Below are 14,806 nucleotides of genomic sequence, written 5' to 3' on the forward strand. Positions count from 1 at the left end.
ATAGCAATCTGACACGGCTAAAGCCCCTTTCGAAAAAGAGCGCTAAAGCCGGGAAAAATCAAAAAATGTGATCAAGAAGCAGTGAAGGAATCGAAGCCTTCATCATCGGTTCCCGGACCGCCCTTGATAGACTCGGTGCCGCCTAAGACGGTCAAAGTTGGCTTTTCCCAGACTGCCTTTGTATCAGTCTTCTCGGCAACATTCTTTTTTTGCTCGACCATAGTGAACCCCCCAAATCGTTCAGCATGCCCGTCATGCGGGCTGTGTTTGCACAGAAGACTGAAGAGTCGAGAACTTGCAAGCGAAAATTGCCTAGATGTTGCAAACTGCTAGAGCTAAGAGCCTAGTATCGAAGGGGTGGATGGATAACCAATTTAATGAAAATGCGCACAACTTATATGGCCTATGGCTTGCGCATATCGTCAGAAATCCAATTTCCGCAACTTGCCCAGAAAAGCTATGATGACGTGGATCTGTCAATTACGCTAGGCGCTGTACCGAGCCATTTGACCGACCCAGAAGCTATCCTTCAGGGCGGTGAATTTGCAGAAAACGAGTTGCTATTGTCTGCTCCTGGCATCGGCCGTTTCCATGTATGCGACGGAAAGCGGATTACCGTCGAGCCGGCTGCCGGCGCAGACATGCAGTCACTTCATTTGCATTTGCTCGGCAGTTGCGCAGCGGCAATCCTGCACCAACGCCAAGAAACTGTCCTTCACGCCAGTTGCGTTACGCGTGGGGCGACAACTTTCACTTTGTGCGGCACCAGCGGTGCGGGCAAATCAACGACAGCCGCATCATTTGTCCTGCAGGGTTATTCCATCATAAGCGACGACGTTACTCTCATCAATTTAGATAACGGACCAATTGCTGTTCCCTCTTATCCGCAAGGCAAGCTGTTCCGGTCCTCTCTGGAACTGCTCAATCTCTCTACAGACGGTGCAACTGAATTAAGGCTGAAACCGGACAAATTTGCGCGAGAATTGGGAGAGAGCTATTGCGATAGACCAAAGCGATTAGATGCGATTGTATTCTTGACTATTTCCGACTCCATCCACCCCCAGATCAGGAAGTTGAATGCAGCGGAAACAGTGCGGTTCTTGCACAAGAAAACGTTTCGCAAGCGTTTTATAGGCAAAGCCCGCTTACCCGAAGCTCTGAGGAAATGGAGCTTACTGGCTGAACAAGTCCCGGCCTATCATCTGACACGGCCCAGTGCCGGTAACTCTATTGACGAAGTTTGCAGCCTCGTTGAAGGCGCATTAGCCGGAACTCACGGCTAAGGGAGATAGCCTGATGACGTTAGAAATTCGCGAAGAATCTGTTTTCGCAAAACCGGATTCGGTCCTCCAAACAGAAGTCGAGCAAAAGACCATCTTGATGTCGACCGACAATGGCAAATTCATCGAATTGAACGGCCAAGGCAGCGCCATCTGGGGCTTGATTGATGGAAACCGTAATGCCGGCGAAATTCACAAGATATTGTGTGCTCGACATGATGTTGCGCCGGAAGAATGCGAGCAAGATTTGTATGCTTTTCTCAGCGGCTTGCAGGAAGTAACCCTGATAGAATTAACCAAGTAGTTCGAGCCGAGCTGATGCATTCGAAAGCCGCAGCAGAATTTGCTATTTTGCAGCAATTAAGTGATCCGAAATTCATACGCGCATTTTTGACAGAGCTTGACGAAAAAATCCGATTGACCTCTGAAAATCAAGAGCATTGGCTAGCCCGCGCAAATCTATGTCGTCGCGGCGGCTTCTTGAAAGAAGCGAGAGAAGCCTTTCTCAACTATCAACGCATGGCGGGCGGATCTGCCGTCCGTCGGATGTCCCAGAACAACGTAACGCCAGTCGAGGTACCGACTGCCAACGGAGCCAAGATTGCTCCGATCATTATGATTGATGGCTTTCTAGACGCGAAAGACCAGAAGGGCTTGCTGGACTATGCGGTCGCGAACAAAGAGGCGTTTCGCGATGCAAACATAAACAGTAAGCAGCCGCAGTATGATCCGGACAAGCGCAAAACCTTAGTCTTTCACAAGTTCGAGTTTATGCGCGATCATTTTATCAATCATATCTCAGAGAATATCGCACAAATGACCGGCGATCTGGGGTTGGAACAGTTCCAAGTCGATATTCAAGAAATCAAAATTACAAACCATGTGGAAGGTGGCTTCTTTCGGGTCCATACTGACAATAGAAGCGAGTTCGCAGCTGCCGGTCGCGCCATTACGTGGCTATATTATTTCAGCAATGTACCGAGCAATTTTACAGGCGGTGATCTGCTTGTGTTCGACAGCGACATTGAAAAAGATGAATACCAACTACAAAGCTTTACGAAAATTGCGGCCAAGCCCAATCGGCTAGTCGCATTTCCAAGTTGGTATTATCACGCGGTGGTCCCAGTCAGGCAAACCAGCAAAAAATTTGCCGATGGGCGTTTCGCGATTGCCGGCCATGTCCGCAAAGTGGCATGCAAGCCAGGAAGATGAGCAGCTCCTTGGTATCGTCAGGCACCTTGCTGCCAGTGTCGTTCAAATGTGTTGGCGGACGGGTATTTGTCCGTTTGATCAATCCCGCTCGGATAGATTTATCACGCCCGTTTTTCCGCCAAGCACTCCCGAGCAAACACGCCGCAGATAAGATAGTTTTACTCCAGGACTGGCTGGAGTCTTTCGATGCTAGCACCCGCTCGTTTGATCGTTCAGCGTGCATTTTCCATGTGGCTCGCTGCGGCTCAACATTGCTGTGCCAAAACATAAAAAAACTCGGGGAAATGCTCGTCTTGAGCGAACCAGCATTTTGTCACATTCTAGACAAGCAGGAATTTGCGCCAATCTCATCACAAGAGGCGGAATTAGCTTTCACAAAAGCAGTTGCAGAATGGCAAAATTGGGCCGCTACCCAGCAACAAAGGCTGGTCATCAAGTTCAACAGCCTCATGAGTGTTCACGTCGAAAGCGTTACTCGAGCATTGCGTGATGCAAAATTTCTTTTGCTATACCGTGATCCGGCAGCGGTCCTGGAATCATTGCTGCGCAAACAACCGCCGTTTGTCCTCGATCCAGGCCTAATTCACAGGCTGCCCCTGCTAAAGGAATTTGATGCTTTCGATAGCCGGACGATAGAGTTGTCTTTGGCAAATCAATATTGCCTGACACTTTCGATTGGCAACCGTGGGATGGAGCAAATAAATACCGTTAATTTCAATGACTTGGTGGATCGGTTTCCGCATATACTGACGTTTTTTGGTGCCGCAGAAAAAGAGAACTTTCCTGCGTGGGACGGCAGCACCTATGCTAAGAGCAAAACAAGCTCTGTCGAAGCCTATGAACCCACCCCACAATCACAAATTGACGAATTTGCGCAGAAGCATTCAAAGGTACTAGCAGTTGCTCAACTATCTTACTCACGAATGAGATCCAAACCATCCGGTTTTGGCGCTTCTGAATGAGTGTTCTTTTCGGCATCCTAGCCTTGTCAGACACGGCAGTCCCGGAAGAGGCAGAGTCAGCGATCATTGAAGCAACCCGTTTGTGGCCGGACGATAGATGTAAAGCGATCTGGAATGAGCGCTGGCTGATAGGCTGCAAACATCGCTTCAATGTCCCACAGTCACCTCTGGCGCAACAGCCGTTCAATTCCGCAAGCGATGAAAATTTACTGGTCATATTCGATGGCCGCATTGACAACCGCCTTGACCTAGCATCGAAACTCTCGATCGATTTGGACGAGAATACCACCGATGAATATCTGATTTCTCGCGCATTCGCGGAGTATAGAACCGAACTTGGGCAACATCTGATCGGGGATTTTGCGATCGCGATTTTGGACCGCTCCGCCAATCACCTGTACTTGATCAGGGACCAGATGGGCGTCCGTCCACTGTTCATCGCATCCAATCAGGAATTTTTCGCCTTCGCATCGAATCAAGCGGCTCTATTGGCGTTGCCGTGGGTCGATAGAACGCTCGATGAGACGTGGATCGCCGACACGTTGCTGGCTTGCAAAGTGGACGTTACGAGCACAGCCTATCGCGGGATAGCGATGCTTCCGGCGGCGCATTGGATGGCCATCGAAATCAATGTCCACGAACCCCAGCGGTATTGGCAATTGGAACTGAAGCATGAACATGTCGAGCGGACCGATGCAGAGTATATAGCCGAGTTTCGTGACCTTCTGTTTGATGCCGTGCGCTGCCGTATGAGGAGGATTTCTGGCTTGGCAACCGAGATGAGCGGAGGCCTAGACTCGACATCAATTGCTGTGATCGCTTCGAAATTGGTTGAGCCAAGCGGTGATCAAATTGAGGCATGGTCACATGTTATGCCAGCCGACAATATTGGCCAAGCCTACCCATATGCCGACGAGAGCACTTTTATCCGTAGTGTTTGTGAGATGAATCCTCTCATAAATCACCGATGGGCTGACGGGCGAGGAATGGGAATTGCCGCTTCCCTACGGCGAGCATCGAAGGTCCATTCCGGCCCAGCGCGAAGCGATCTCTCTTTGGGGAGCGAGGAAATCTTCGATGCTCTCAAAGCAAACGATATTCGGGTTCTGCTGTCAGGCTTCGGCGGCGATCAACTTGTCACCTCTCATGGCAGCGGCTGGGAGCAGGATTGCAAAGCTAAGAAAGATTGGCAGACCTTACGGCACGAAATTTGGATAAGGAAAGCAAGTCTTACCAGACGTTGGGCAACATATCTCAGGCAAAGATTGGGATTGTTAGACAGGATCATCAGTGGTTTCAGACGACCAAAGCCAAACCGCAAAATCGCGTTGATGGCATCTGGATTAAGAAGTGATTTTGCGCGACGAACAGGATATCCGCAGCGAGCGTTCGTCAATCCGACAAGACAGTTAAAGGGGACTGTTGCCGAGCGGGAGCTCGATGTCATCCAGTCTCCGCATGTCGTCTATAGGCTCGAAGACTCAGCGGTGGGCGCTGCGAGCTATGGCGTAGATTATAGATACCCTCTTCTGGATATCAGGCTACTGCAGTTTTGCTTGAATTTACCAGTCGAGCAGAAACTGCGAGGCGGTTCAGAGCGCCGCATGATAAGGCAAGCTATGATCGGCTTGTTACCTGATATCGTCCGGCTCAGGCATGATAAAGCGGGTGCCACGGTACCGACCATACATCAAAAAATATTCCGTGACCGGATGGAATTGATCGATGATCTGAATTTGGCATTCGACAAGGGCATTTTAGGTTCGTTCGTTCACAAAGAACCAATTTGCGATCATTTGATTGATATGGAATTGAGCGCTCCTCCTCATCGCGTTATTTCCCCTAAATTCATTCTCCGAACCTGCATGCTCGCGGCCATGAGCTCTGGTTACGAGAACGAAAACAAGGCCGTTTAGCAAGTCGTGTGGTAAGGTTGAGCTGAGTTCAGCAGCAAGAAATTGCCACTCAGCCAGTACGGCTGAGTGGGCGGTTTTCTAGGTTTGAGGGTCTGTAACCGGTTCCACTAGTGCCGCACTGTCTCGTGGCAGATGACGATACCTCGCTCCGCCAGCACAGGCATTTGCTCTGACAGCGCCTTTGAGAGTGTCGGGAAAACTTACAAAGCCGGCACCTTGGGAACGACCTTAACCATCATCACCTGCGGAAAACCTCACTTGGCACACCTATTGCTATATTTTCTGTAAACCAATTTTTGTCTTTCCACTCGGGGTTTGCGATGAAGAAGAACTTTGCACTCAGCGTCTTTGCCGCCTTGGCTGCTACCTTGGCTAGCCCGGCTCTTGCCGAGCCGATCATGCTTGATGAAAACGACATCGGCGAAAGCTTTACGATCGATTATGATGGTTTCGCCGACGGCATCGTGATCGACGATCTGACAGCGTCAACGACCTTCACTCTCACAGGCGCGTCATCTGACACATATACATTTGACTATGTCGTCAATAACACCACGGATGGGGCCGTTGGTTCACGCATTTCGAGCTTCGCGTTTAATACCAACCCTGACATCATCGGCGCTTCGTCGAGCGGAACATACAATTTTACGGTTCTAGATTCAACTTACCCGAATGGTATCGGTACCGTTGATGTTTGTTTCAAAGGAGGCGCAAGCAATTCTTGCGCAGGCAATCAAGGCGGTGTCACCGCGGGCGGAACCGGAACAGGCTCGCTCAGCCTTTCATTCACAGGTCCAATTAGCTCCCTGACACTGGATGACTTTTTCGTTCGCTATCAGTCAATTACTGGCGTTGACGGGATTGGTTCTGCAAGCGGCAAACAGATCTCCAGCACGTCCACCAGCGGCGGAACTCCGGTTCCAGAGCCGGGAATGTTGGGCTTGTTTGCAGCATCACTCATGGGGCTTGGCTTGATACGTCGCCGTCGCCGTAACGCCCTGACACCTAACTAGTATTATCGAGAAGCCTCGCCCTGAATTGGCGGGGCTTTTTTGTCACCAGAGCTATTGTGCTTGTGCGAGATGCCGCGCGATTGCGCGGTTCTCCGGTGCAAGGTTTGCAGCCTTCATGAGAAATGCCTTCCCACGCTGGCGATCGGTTCCTGATTCAATCAAAAGTACGCCAGCAGTATCGAGTACCGATGCATTCTCCGGGTCAACTGCGACGGCGCGCAGTGCGAGTTTGACGGCTTCTTGCTGCTTGCCTTGCTTACCTTTGGCGTAAGCGAGATTATTGAGCACCATCGCATTTGGGCGCGCAAGACGATCGGCAATGCGTTGATAGCTTTTCGATGCGAGGGCCCAATTGCCATTGCGGAGCGCGGCGTCGGCCTTAGCCATCTCGCCACCAAACCATTCGGGTGCGGGAAGTTTGGCGCGGTCGCTAAAGTCTTTTGCGAGCGGATCTCCGATCAATTGCGCCGCCTTAGCTGCAAGACCTAACTCTTGTGGTGACGCATCGGGCCGCTGCGCCAAGATTCTGAGAGTTGCAAAGGCATCCCTCGCGTCCCCGCTGCGTAATTGGGAATCGCCTAGCAACTGGCGCGCAAATCGCTGGCCGGGATATCTACGAACAATTGGCAAAAGCCATGTTCGTGCCTGTTCAACTTGGCCCAGTTCCAACAGAGCCTGAGCATAGATAATCTGCATGTTGGGATTATTTCGCAGGAGGCTCTCTTTGTCTTGAAGAAGCGAGCGCGCTTTATTCCAATCGGAGTTCTCGATTGCGAGGCGGGCCTGAAGGAATAGCAATTTGTCATTCTCGGGAGCCATTTTGACTGTTTCGTCAAGCAATCCCGATGCTTCCTCAATCCGGTCAAGGTCGCCCAGCGTCGCAATTTTTCCCATCCGTATCTCGATACTTGCCGGGTGGGCCTTCAGCCCTTGATCATAAGCGGCCAGAGCTGCCGATAGACGGTTGGTGGATGCGGAAATTTGGGCCGCAACCAACAGCGCATCATGCATTCTTGGCGCAACTTTCAGCGCGAGATCGGCGCGCTGACGGGCCAAGTCGCTGTTACCAGTAGCCAGTTCGAACCGAGCGCTGGTTGCCAAGAGCGCGGCATCTTCAGCGTTGATCGCCAGACCGGAATCGATTGCTTCCCGAGCCGATTCTACGTTCTTAAGTCCGATATGGGCAAGTGCCGCAGCCCTATACGCAGATGTGCTTTGCTCCCCAGCCACTATTTCGAGGGCTTGATCAAATTGTCCGCGCAGGACCTCTGCTTCTGCGAGCAACGCCAAAAAATCATCTGGTTTCGAACTGCTTTTTCCAAGGGTATCAAGTGTGAGCAGCGCACCCTCACCGTCTCCCATCGCAATTTGGGTTCGGGCCAATAGCGTCAGTAATCTGCTATCTCCCGCCTGTTCTTTAAGCGCCGAGACAAGATCAAGACGCGCTGCCTCAAAGTTACTTTGGGCAAAGCTCTCCTGAGCTCTCTCATACCGTTCCTGAGGCTCAAGACCGCAAGCGGACAGAGAAGCGAGCACCAGCAAGGGTGCGAAATAGTGAATTTGCTTTTTCATAGGCTGCTTAATACCAAGCGCCTCTAAAAATTCTGTGAAGCTAGCCTTTTGCTGCTGCTGTCAGTCTAACCGCAACTTGTCTCCGATTGGCAAATCTTTCCCCTTCCCCAACATTCGTCAGACCATAAGGTTTTGCCACTCAGCCAGGGCAGCCGAGCGGGCGGTCTTGTAAGTTTGTCTGTCGATTAGATGGCGTTGGGAATTAAAGTGTTTATGGACATTGGCGTGGACGGAAGCGAACTTCTATAGCGATTTTATCTGTCGAAATCTGAGCATCGCTCGCTCTCGTCGTCGAAACGGTAAGTGCGAATTCTCGACCCGATTGTTCTTCCACCGCCCTACTTTCTGGCGATCGAGATTACCAAGATCACGCATTGCTGCAGGGTATGATTTGAGCCCGTCGGAAACGATCCGCTCCACTGGACCATGCCGCTTCAGGGCCTTCTTCATAAAGCCTAGCGCCGCCTTTTTGTCCCGCTTCTTCGTGACGTAGCTCTCGAGGATCTCACTCTCTTAGTCGACCGCTCGCCAAAGGTAATGCATCTTACCATTGATCTTCACATAGACCTCATCGAAGTGCCATTTCCATTCGCGAAAACCCCACATGCGGCTGATCCGCTGGGGTTTCACATCGGCAGCGAACAGAAGGCCGACGCATCATTTTCGAGAAACGCATCGGCCATCAACTCAAGGCCTGCCTTACTTGCGGCATTATGCGGCGGCTAACCGGAACTGCGGCGCCATCTTCCAGCGTCAACGTCCCCGTCCCTGCTGCGTCGCGGTCAAGCTTTTGCACGAATTTGGAGTTGACCAAAAATGACCGGTGCACGCGCAGAAATGTCTGCGGCAACGTCTCTTCCAGTTCCGACAATGTGGCGGAATGCAAGATCACACGACCATCAACCAAAACCATTTCGGCATAGCCGCCAGCACTCCGGCAGAAGAGAATTTCGTTCGTCTTAATACGATCGATCCTGCCTGCGCTGGAAACCGCGATCTCGCTGCCGTCGTCGCGTTCATTTGCCTGCTCGAGCGCAAGCGCAAGCCGGTCGGCACGCCGCGCCTCCAAAGCGTGTTCGCGCGTTTCGCGCGCCAGTGCGAAGCCCTTTTCAACAAAAAGCAACAGCAGGAATGCAGCAACAAGATAATAGAATATGCGATCAAGGAATAGCGACGGGAACACCAGGATGGCTGTCACGAAAGTGGCCAGAATCAGGAAGTAAACGAATGCTCGATTTATGCGCTGATATGTCCAGAAGCCAGTCGCAATCAGGCTAACCATCATGGGGACCAGCATGCCAAACTCTGCCTTCTGGTCAAATCCGGGCGCCAAGTAGACGGTCATTGTTGTAAGCGCTGAGGTCACGACGAGTGCTCCGAAAAGGAAACTTGTCCTGAATGTGCTAAGCACATGAAAGGCTACTGTCAGGCCGAAACTGGCGGAGAACAGGACAATCATTGCCAAGCGGAAATCGTGAGTCGGATATAGGTAAGGATCAATCCCGCGGTACACTTCTGCGACCAGCTGCCCGGCGGTAAAAAGGCACATTAGACTGAATGTGATCGCTTGTCTGCGCGCTGGTCCGATTAGGCCCATAACTCCGAAGAATACCGCGCCAAGGATGAAAATTCCCAGCGTCAGGAGAGACGGTACGTAATGCCGCAAAAAATCATCGGTCAGCGGACGCGAAACTCCGATCGCGATCATGTGAATGGGGTTCTCAAGGTGCAGGTATCCTCGATGTGAAGACGCCTTGATCAAAACCTCGTTGTTTCCCACCCTCAGTAGCGATTGATCCAGGTAGAAGGTCGCATCCATAAGTCCCGGAATTTCGTCATTGGCATCGATCCCTGGCCTGCCATTTCGTCCAATGAACTCGCCGTTGAGGTAAACCTCGCTAGCCATTTTTCCCGATACGAACAGCGCGAGTGGCTGGTTTTCAGGACCGGTCCTATTCTCCAGCCGAATGTTACCCCTGATCCAAATCTGTGCTTCTTGCGGATCGACTTCGAACGCCGAAACTGTTTCGCAATTGGGGCCTGAGAAATCGGGAGGGGAATGTTCGTCAGAAAGAGCCGGACAAACGGCGACCTCCTCGTAGTCCATAAAGGATCTCGCATGAGCGCTCGCGGAGAGAAAGCTCAGACACAGAATTCCGGCAATGATCGTTCGAAGGGTCATGATCAGCATGACCCCTCCATAGAACAAGTGCACGCCGCCGCACATAACCGCTTAAGGGAAATAGGCGACCACTCAGGCGAAACCCCCTGCGGAAGCTGGCCCAAGGCCTTAGATCTCTGGCACCTTCTCTGACAATAATTGGTAGTGATTATGAAACTCAGGACTGCGCTCTTGCCTATGCTTCTTCTTGGATGCTCAACTCCGCTCTTGGCGCAGTCTGATGCTCACTCTTTCCCGCTTCAGGAGAAAGCCGTAAGTTTCACATCCGATGCCGGGCAAACTGTTGAGGCGTTAGAAGGCAGTTTCAGTGTGCCAGAAAACCGTACTGACCCAGATAGCAGGACATTGACGCTGCGGTATGTTCGGTTCGCGGCGACAGGGGACAAACCGGGTTCCCCGATCGTCTATCTTGCTGGTGGCCCCGGAGGATCAGGTATCGCTACTGCCAAAGGTCGAAGGTTCGACCTCTTCATGGCCATGCTCGAATTTGGAGATGTGATCGCCTTTGATCAACGTGGCACAGGCGCGTCCAACGATCTGCCCACTTGTGTTTCCTCGCAGACGCTGCCTGCAACGACTGTGATCCCGGACGAAGCCTACCTTACGATTCAAAAAGCAGCACTGCGGGAGTGCTTGGGCTTTTGGTCGGAAGAAGGTGTCGATGTCGGCGGCTACAACACTCTTGAGAGCGTTGCAGATCTCAAAGCGCTCAGGGTCCATCTTGGAGCGGAAAAGCTTACTCTGTGGGGCATTTCTTATGGATCCCACTTAGCGCTGGCTGCGGTCAAAGAGATGGAAGATCGCATCGAAAGAGTCGTAATCGCAAGCGCGGAGGGACTCGATCAAACCATCAAACTGCCAGCACGCACCGACGAATATTTTACTCGCGTGCAGCAGGCCATCAACACCCAACCACAGACCCGCGAGGCATTTCCGGACATCATCGCCATGATACGCCGCGTGCACGACCAGCTAGATCGCGAACCGATCATGCTTTCAGTCTCGCTGCGTAATGGGACGGTGAAAGACTACTTGTGGCAGCGTCGTGATATGCAGCAGGCTGCGTCTGGTGCCATTTCCGATCCGGTCCCGCTTAGCCTGCTCTTGCAGATCTACGCCGGACTGGACAAAGGTGATACTTCGATACTCAGCGCGGTGGCGCCATATTTCGTTGACAGCTCGGATCAGGTTTCAATGCGACCGATGTCTGTGCTCATGGACATTGCGTCTGGCACAGATTCGAACCGGCGGGCGCTAATCCAGTCCCAAGCGAGAACATCATTACTGGGCCCATTTTTGAACCAGCCGGTCGAACTCGAAGATGTCGATCCTTCGCTCGTTCTCGAAGCTGAATTTCGTACCAATCCCGTTTCTGACGTGCCCCTCCTTCTATTGAGTGGCACTCTGGATGGTCGCACGTATCTGGAAAGTCAGCGCGAAGCTGTGGCAGGGTTTTCAAACGCGCAAGCAGTGACAATTCACAATGTTGGCCACAATCTGTTTATGGCATCGCCTGAAGTAACCGAGACCATTCAGGAGTTTATGCGAGGCAAGAATGTAGATGGTTGCGAAATTGATTTCTCGCTTACAGATCTAATGACTGCTGGCTTCAGCATGCTGAGATAACGGAGCGCCAGCTACCGTCGCCGCTTGACGAGACGGGAGGTCAAGCGTCCGCTTTCCACTCAAATTGCAGTTATTCAGTAGCGCTGGACATTGAACCAAGAGCGGACTGGCCGTTAATCCGACTTTTCAGACAAAAGCGGCTGGTCAGCTAACGACCCATTTGCGGCCTTTGCTTCTACGTGTAATCTCTATGTATGCGGATGAGACAATATTTGGCGGTTGTGGTCATAACAATCGCCGCAGTATACGTTGGATGGTGGCTTAGAGGCCAGTCAGACATTGATGCATGCCTAGACGCTGGCGGACGCTGGGAAACAAGAGGTAGCTACTGCACTGGCGCTATTTTCGGTCCGATGGAATAGTCCGCTTTCCACCCCAGAAACAGCCGCTGTACGGTCATATAGCGCGTGCCGCTATCGGACTGGCAGCTAGTTAGGTTTCGGCACTGAGAGCGGCCCGTCGGCCAATGACCCAGTTGCGGATTTTGTATTGCTGACCTAGACATGGGGGATGCCTCGCAAGTCGAAGAAGCGGAGAACTAAAGCGTCGCGCCCGCGTGATGTGTCGCCCTCGCTAGTTCATCGCATTGCATTCCCCACGCTTGGATGGGCCATTCTCGGTCTCGGCGCAGCTATTTCCACCCGTCCATCTCGTTTAGCGATGCTATTTTCAGGTGAGGTGGAGTGGTGGCGGCTTACTTTATTTTTCGTTGTGTTGGTTGCGCTCAGTGCCACTGTAGCTGTCTGCAATGACTGGAGGAGTAGGCGAAAAAGCTAATGTCCGCTTCCCACCCCAATAACGGACATTCAGCACGACCTTGTATTTTGTCAAAAGCGGACTGGCGGCGAACCCTACGTTTCAGATAAAAGCCGACATTCTGCTAACGACCCAATTGCGGACATTCCGAGGGCCGGGGGTGACTGCGGGTTACGTGCCTGTTAGGTGAGACCGGTAATGGCGATCGGAAGTCGATCAGCCTTCAGGAGAGTATGCGTGCTTTTTCACACCATGGTCGGATCGAACGACATTGAACGATCCAAGCGCTTCTACGACACAGTGCTCGGCACCTTGGGTGCAGGGGAAGGGACGCGGAACATCGCCGACAGCGGCCATACCCGTCTGATCTACAATAACGGCAACGGAACCAACTTCATCGTCAGCCAGCCGATCAACGACGAACCGGCAAGCGTCGCCAACGGCAGCACAGTCGCCTTTTCCTGCGACTCGTCCGAGCAGGTGAAGCAGCTTCACGATACCGCCGTTGCCGCTGGCGGAACCTCGATCGAAGCTCCGCCAGGACCGCGCGCAACTGCCTCCATGGGCACCATCGAACTGGCCTATTTTCGTGATCCCGACGGCAACAAACTGTGCGGAATTCATTTTCCTGCCTGATCCGTCCGGCACGGGTCTGCTTCTAAACCTAGCGGACCTCGATCATGCGATCCCGCGAATGTCCGCTTTCCACCCCATAAGCTGACATTCAGAGCGCCTAGGATTTTGCTAGAAGCGGACCGGCGGCGAACCCTACGTTTCAGACAAAAGCGGCTGGTCAGCTAACGACCCATAGTCGGACATTCAGAAAGCGGCTTGGAGTTGGATTACTAACGGTCCGCTATTGGGCGTCTCGCGCACGGCACCAAATGTCTTCGATTGGGTCGTAAAGCAGCCAACCAATAATCGTAAAGCGGTTTATGTAAAGGCCCTCTTAGATTGAAGTCGAGCATCTAGTTGAGGCTAAGTCCAACGAAAATCAAAGTGGACACTCGTATGGAAAGCGTCAATTAAGGGCCGGCCCGAATGACCCAAAATAATTTTGTGAACGTCTGTTTCTCACCAAATTATAAGCGTCACCGTGATCGATCGGAGACGCTTTGGCGTGAGGCTGCTCCTTCAGTGCTACTCGAACTTTGTCTTCAAATCTTTCTTGAGAATTTTTCCATTCGCGTTGCGTGGCAGGGTGCTGTCAGTCTAATCGCAACTTGTCTCCGATTTGCAAAGCTCTCCCCTGCCCCAACAATAGTCAGGCCATTAGATTTTGCCACTCGGCCAATGCGGCTGAGCGGGCGGTCTTGTAGGTTTGTCTGTCGACGAAGTGGCGCTGGGAGTTGAAGTGGTTGTGGACATTGGCGTGAACCGAAGCGAACTTTTGTAACGATTTCATCTGTCGGAATCTGAGCATCGCGCGCTCTCGTCGTCGAAACGGCAGGTGGCTATTCTCCACCCTGTTATTGGCCCAGCGGCCGATCTCCTGCTTATCGTCATTACCAAGATCATCCATCGCAGCTTTGTAGGAACGCAGTCCGTCGGTGACGATCTCAGCAGGCGAGCCGTGGCGCTTCATCGCCTTCTTCATGAAGCGCAGCGCCGCCTTCTTATCTCGTTTCTTGGTGACGTAGCTCTCGAGGATCTCGCCCTCTTGGTCGACCGCTCGCCACAGGTAGTGCATCTCACCATTGATCTTCACATAGACCTCATCGAGGTGCCATTTCCATTGGCGGAAACCGCGCATCCGGCTGATCCGCTGGCGTTTCACATCGGCGGCGAACAGCGGACCAAATCGGTTCCACCAGTTCCGGACCGTCTCGTGGCAGATGTCGATTCCACGCTCGGACAACAGATCTTCCACGTTTCTCAGCGACAGAGGGAAGCGGACGTACATCATCACGACCAGGCGGATGATCTCAGGCGATGAGTTGAAATATCGGAACGGACTAGCTGGTTTCTTGGGTCTGGCCATCGCCCTAACCTAGCTGATCAGGCGCGATACGCTAGCCGGTGCATTTGCTCTGACAATGCCATCAAGTGGCTTCAATTGAAAAGCTAACGGATCGAATGATTCAATCTAAAACAGACGAGTCAGGCCTTGAGATAGAATTCGGCGCTAACATATTTTTTTCAGATCAAGATGACTCGATATGGGCCTTTGTGCACAAGGGGAAACATGGGTCGGTTGAAATGACATCTAAAAAATTCGGCATGACTCATTATAGATCAGCGCATACTCATAGTGGAATGGGGGCTGATGATACAATGGCCTCGGAAG

General features: G+C 52.1%; 12 protein-coding genes and 1 pseudogene. 8 read left to right on the forward strand and 5 right to left on the reverse strand.

The genetic code is table 11. From position 1 onward, the window contains the following. Positions 1-71: 71 nt before the first annotated feature. A complete protein-coding gene (locus tag GRI36_RS12220) occupies positions 72-221 on the reverse strand; it encodes a hypothetical protein (RefSeq protein WP_160598708.1) in 150 nt (49 codons plus the stop codon). Positions 222-377: 156 nt separating this feature from the next. Here GRI36_RS12220 and GRI36_RS12225 point away from each other — a divergent pair, with 156 nt between their 5' ends. From GRI36_RS12225 to GRI36_RS12250, 6 genes are all read left to right on the forward strand, one after another. Continuing rightward, complete coding sequence (locus tag GRI36_RS12225; RefSeq protein WP_160598709.1) at positions 378-1,283, forward strand: hypothetical protein; 906 nt, start codon at positions 378-380, stop codon at positions 1,281-1,283. 13 nt (positions 1,284-1,296) lie between these two features. Then, positions 1,297-1,584, forward strand: coding sequence for a PqqD family protein (locus GRI36_RS12230; protein ID WP_160598710.1), 288 nt, complete (start codon positions 1,297-1,299; stop codon positions 1,582-1,584). Positions 1,585-1,598: 14 nt separating this feature from the next. Further along, positions 1,599-2,492, forward strand: a complete 894-nt coding sequence (locus GRI36_RS12235; protein ID WP_160598711.1) for a 2OG-Fe(II) oxygenase — start codon at positions 1,599-1,601, stop codon at positions 2,490-2,492. Beyond that, on the forward strand, positions 2,489-3,454 hold the full coding sequence (locus GRI36_RS12240) for a hypothetical protein (RefSeq protein ID WP_160598712.1): 966 nt from the start codon (positions 2,489-2,491) through the stop codon (positions 3,452-3,454). The genes GRI36_RS12235 and GRI36_RS12240 overlap by 4 nt, the downstream gene beginning before the upstream one ends. Beyond that, the gene (locus GRI36_RS12245) at positions 3,451-5,370 is read left to right on the forward strand and encodes an asparagine synthase-related protein (protein WP_160598713.1); all 1,920 of its coding nucleotides are present in this window, start codon (positions 3,451-3,453) and stop codon (positions 5,368-5,370) included. Before GRI36_RS12240 ends, GRI36_RS12245 begins: the two co-directional genes overlap by 4 nt. 320 nt (positions 5,371-5,690) lie before the next feature. Next, positions 5,691-6,383, forward strand: coding sequence for a cistern family PEP-CTERM protein (locus tag GRI36_RS12250; protein WP_160598714.1), 693 nt, complete (start codon positions 5,691-5,693; stop codon positions 6,381-6,383). A 51-nt stretch (positions 6,384-6,434) separates the two neighbouring features. Here GRI36_RS12250 and GRI36_RS12255 read toward each other — a convergent pair whose 3' ends face one another. From GRI36_RS12255 to GRI36_RS12265, 3 genes and pseudogenes are all read right to left on the reverse strand, one after another. Beyond that, entirely contained in the window at positions 6,435-7,955 is a 1,521-nt protein-coding gene (locus GRI36_RS12255) for a tetratricopeptide repeat protein (protein WP_160598715.1), read from the reverse strand. Positions 7,956-8,072: 117 nt separating this feature from the next. Beyond that, positions 8,073-8,576: pseudogene (locus GRI36_RS13900) on the reverse strand (IS6 family transposase); the annotation flags it as partial. Between the two features lie 61 nt (positions 8,577-8,637). Beyond that, positions 8,638-10,146: a LytTR family DNA-binding domain-containing protein gene (locus tag GRI36_RS12265; protein ID WP_160598716.1), complete on the reverse strand. Its 1,509-nt coding sequence runs from the start codon at positions 10,144-10,146 to the stop codon at positions 8,638-8,640. Between the two features lie 141 nt (positions 10,147-10,287). Between GRI36_RS12265 and GRI36_RS12270 the strand changes: the two genes are divergently transcribed. Together GRI36_RS12270 and GRI36_RS12275 are read left to right on the forward strand one after the other, a co-directional pair. Further along, positions 10,288-11,763, forward strand: a complete 1,476-nt coding sequence (locus GRI36_RS12270; RefSeq protein WP_202392169.1) for an alpha/beta fold hydrolase — start codon at positions 10,288-10,290, stop codon at positions 11,761-11,763. Between the two features lie 993 nt (positions 11,764-12,756). After that, the gene (locus GRI36_RS12275) at positions 12,757-13,155 is read left to right on the forward strand and encodes a VOC family protein (RefSeq protein ID WP_160598717.1); all 399 of its coding nucleotides are present in this window, start codon (positions 12,757-12,759) and stop codon (positions 13,153-13,155) included. Between the two features lie 628 nt (positions 13,156-13,783). Here the strand turns inward: GRI36_RS12275 and GRI36_RS12280 are convergent. Further along, positions 13,784-14,500 carry an IS6 family transposase gene (locus GRI36_RS12280; RefSeq protein ID WP_160598718.1) on the reverse strand — a complete coding sequence of 239 codons (717 nt, stop codon included), beginning with the start codon at positions 14,498-14,500 and terminating at the stop codon, positions 13,784-13,786. Between the last annotated feature and the right edge of the window lie 306 nt (positions 14,501-14,806).

The sequence above is a fragment of the Pontixanthobacter gangjinensis genome (assembly GCF_009827545.1).
In the GTDB taxonomy this organism is placed as follows: Bacteria; Pseudomonadota; Alphaproteobacteria; order Sphingomonadales; family Sphingomonadaceae; genus Pontixanthobacter; species Pontixanthobacter gangjinensis.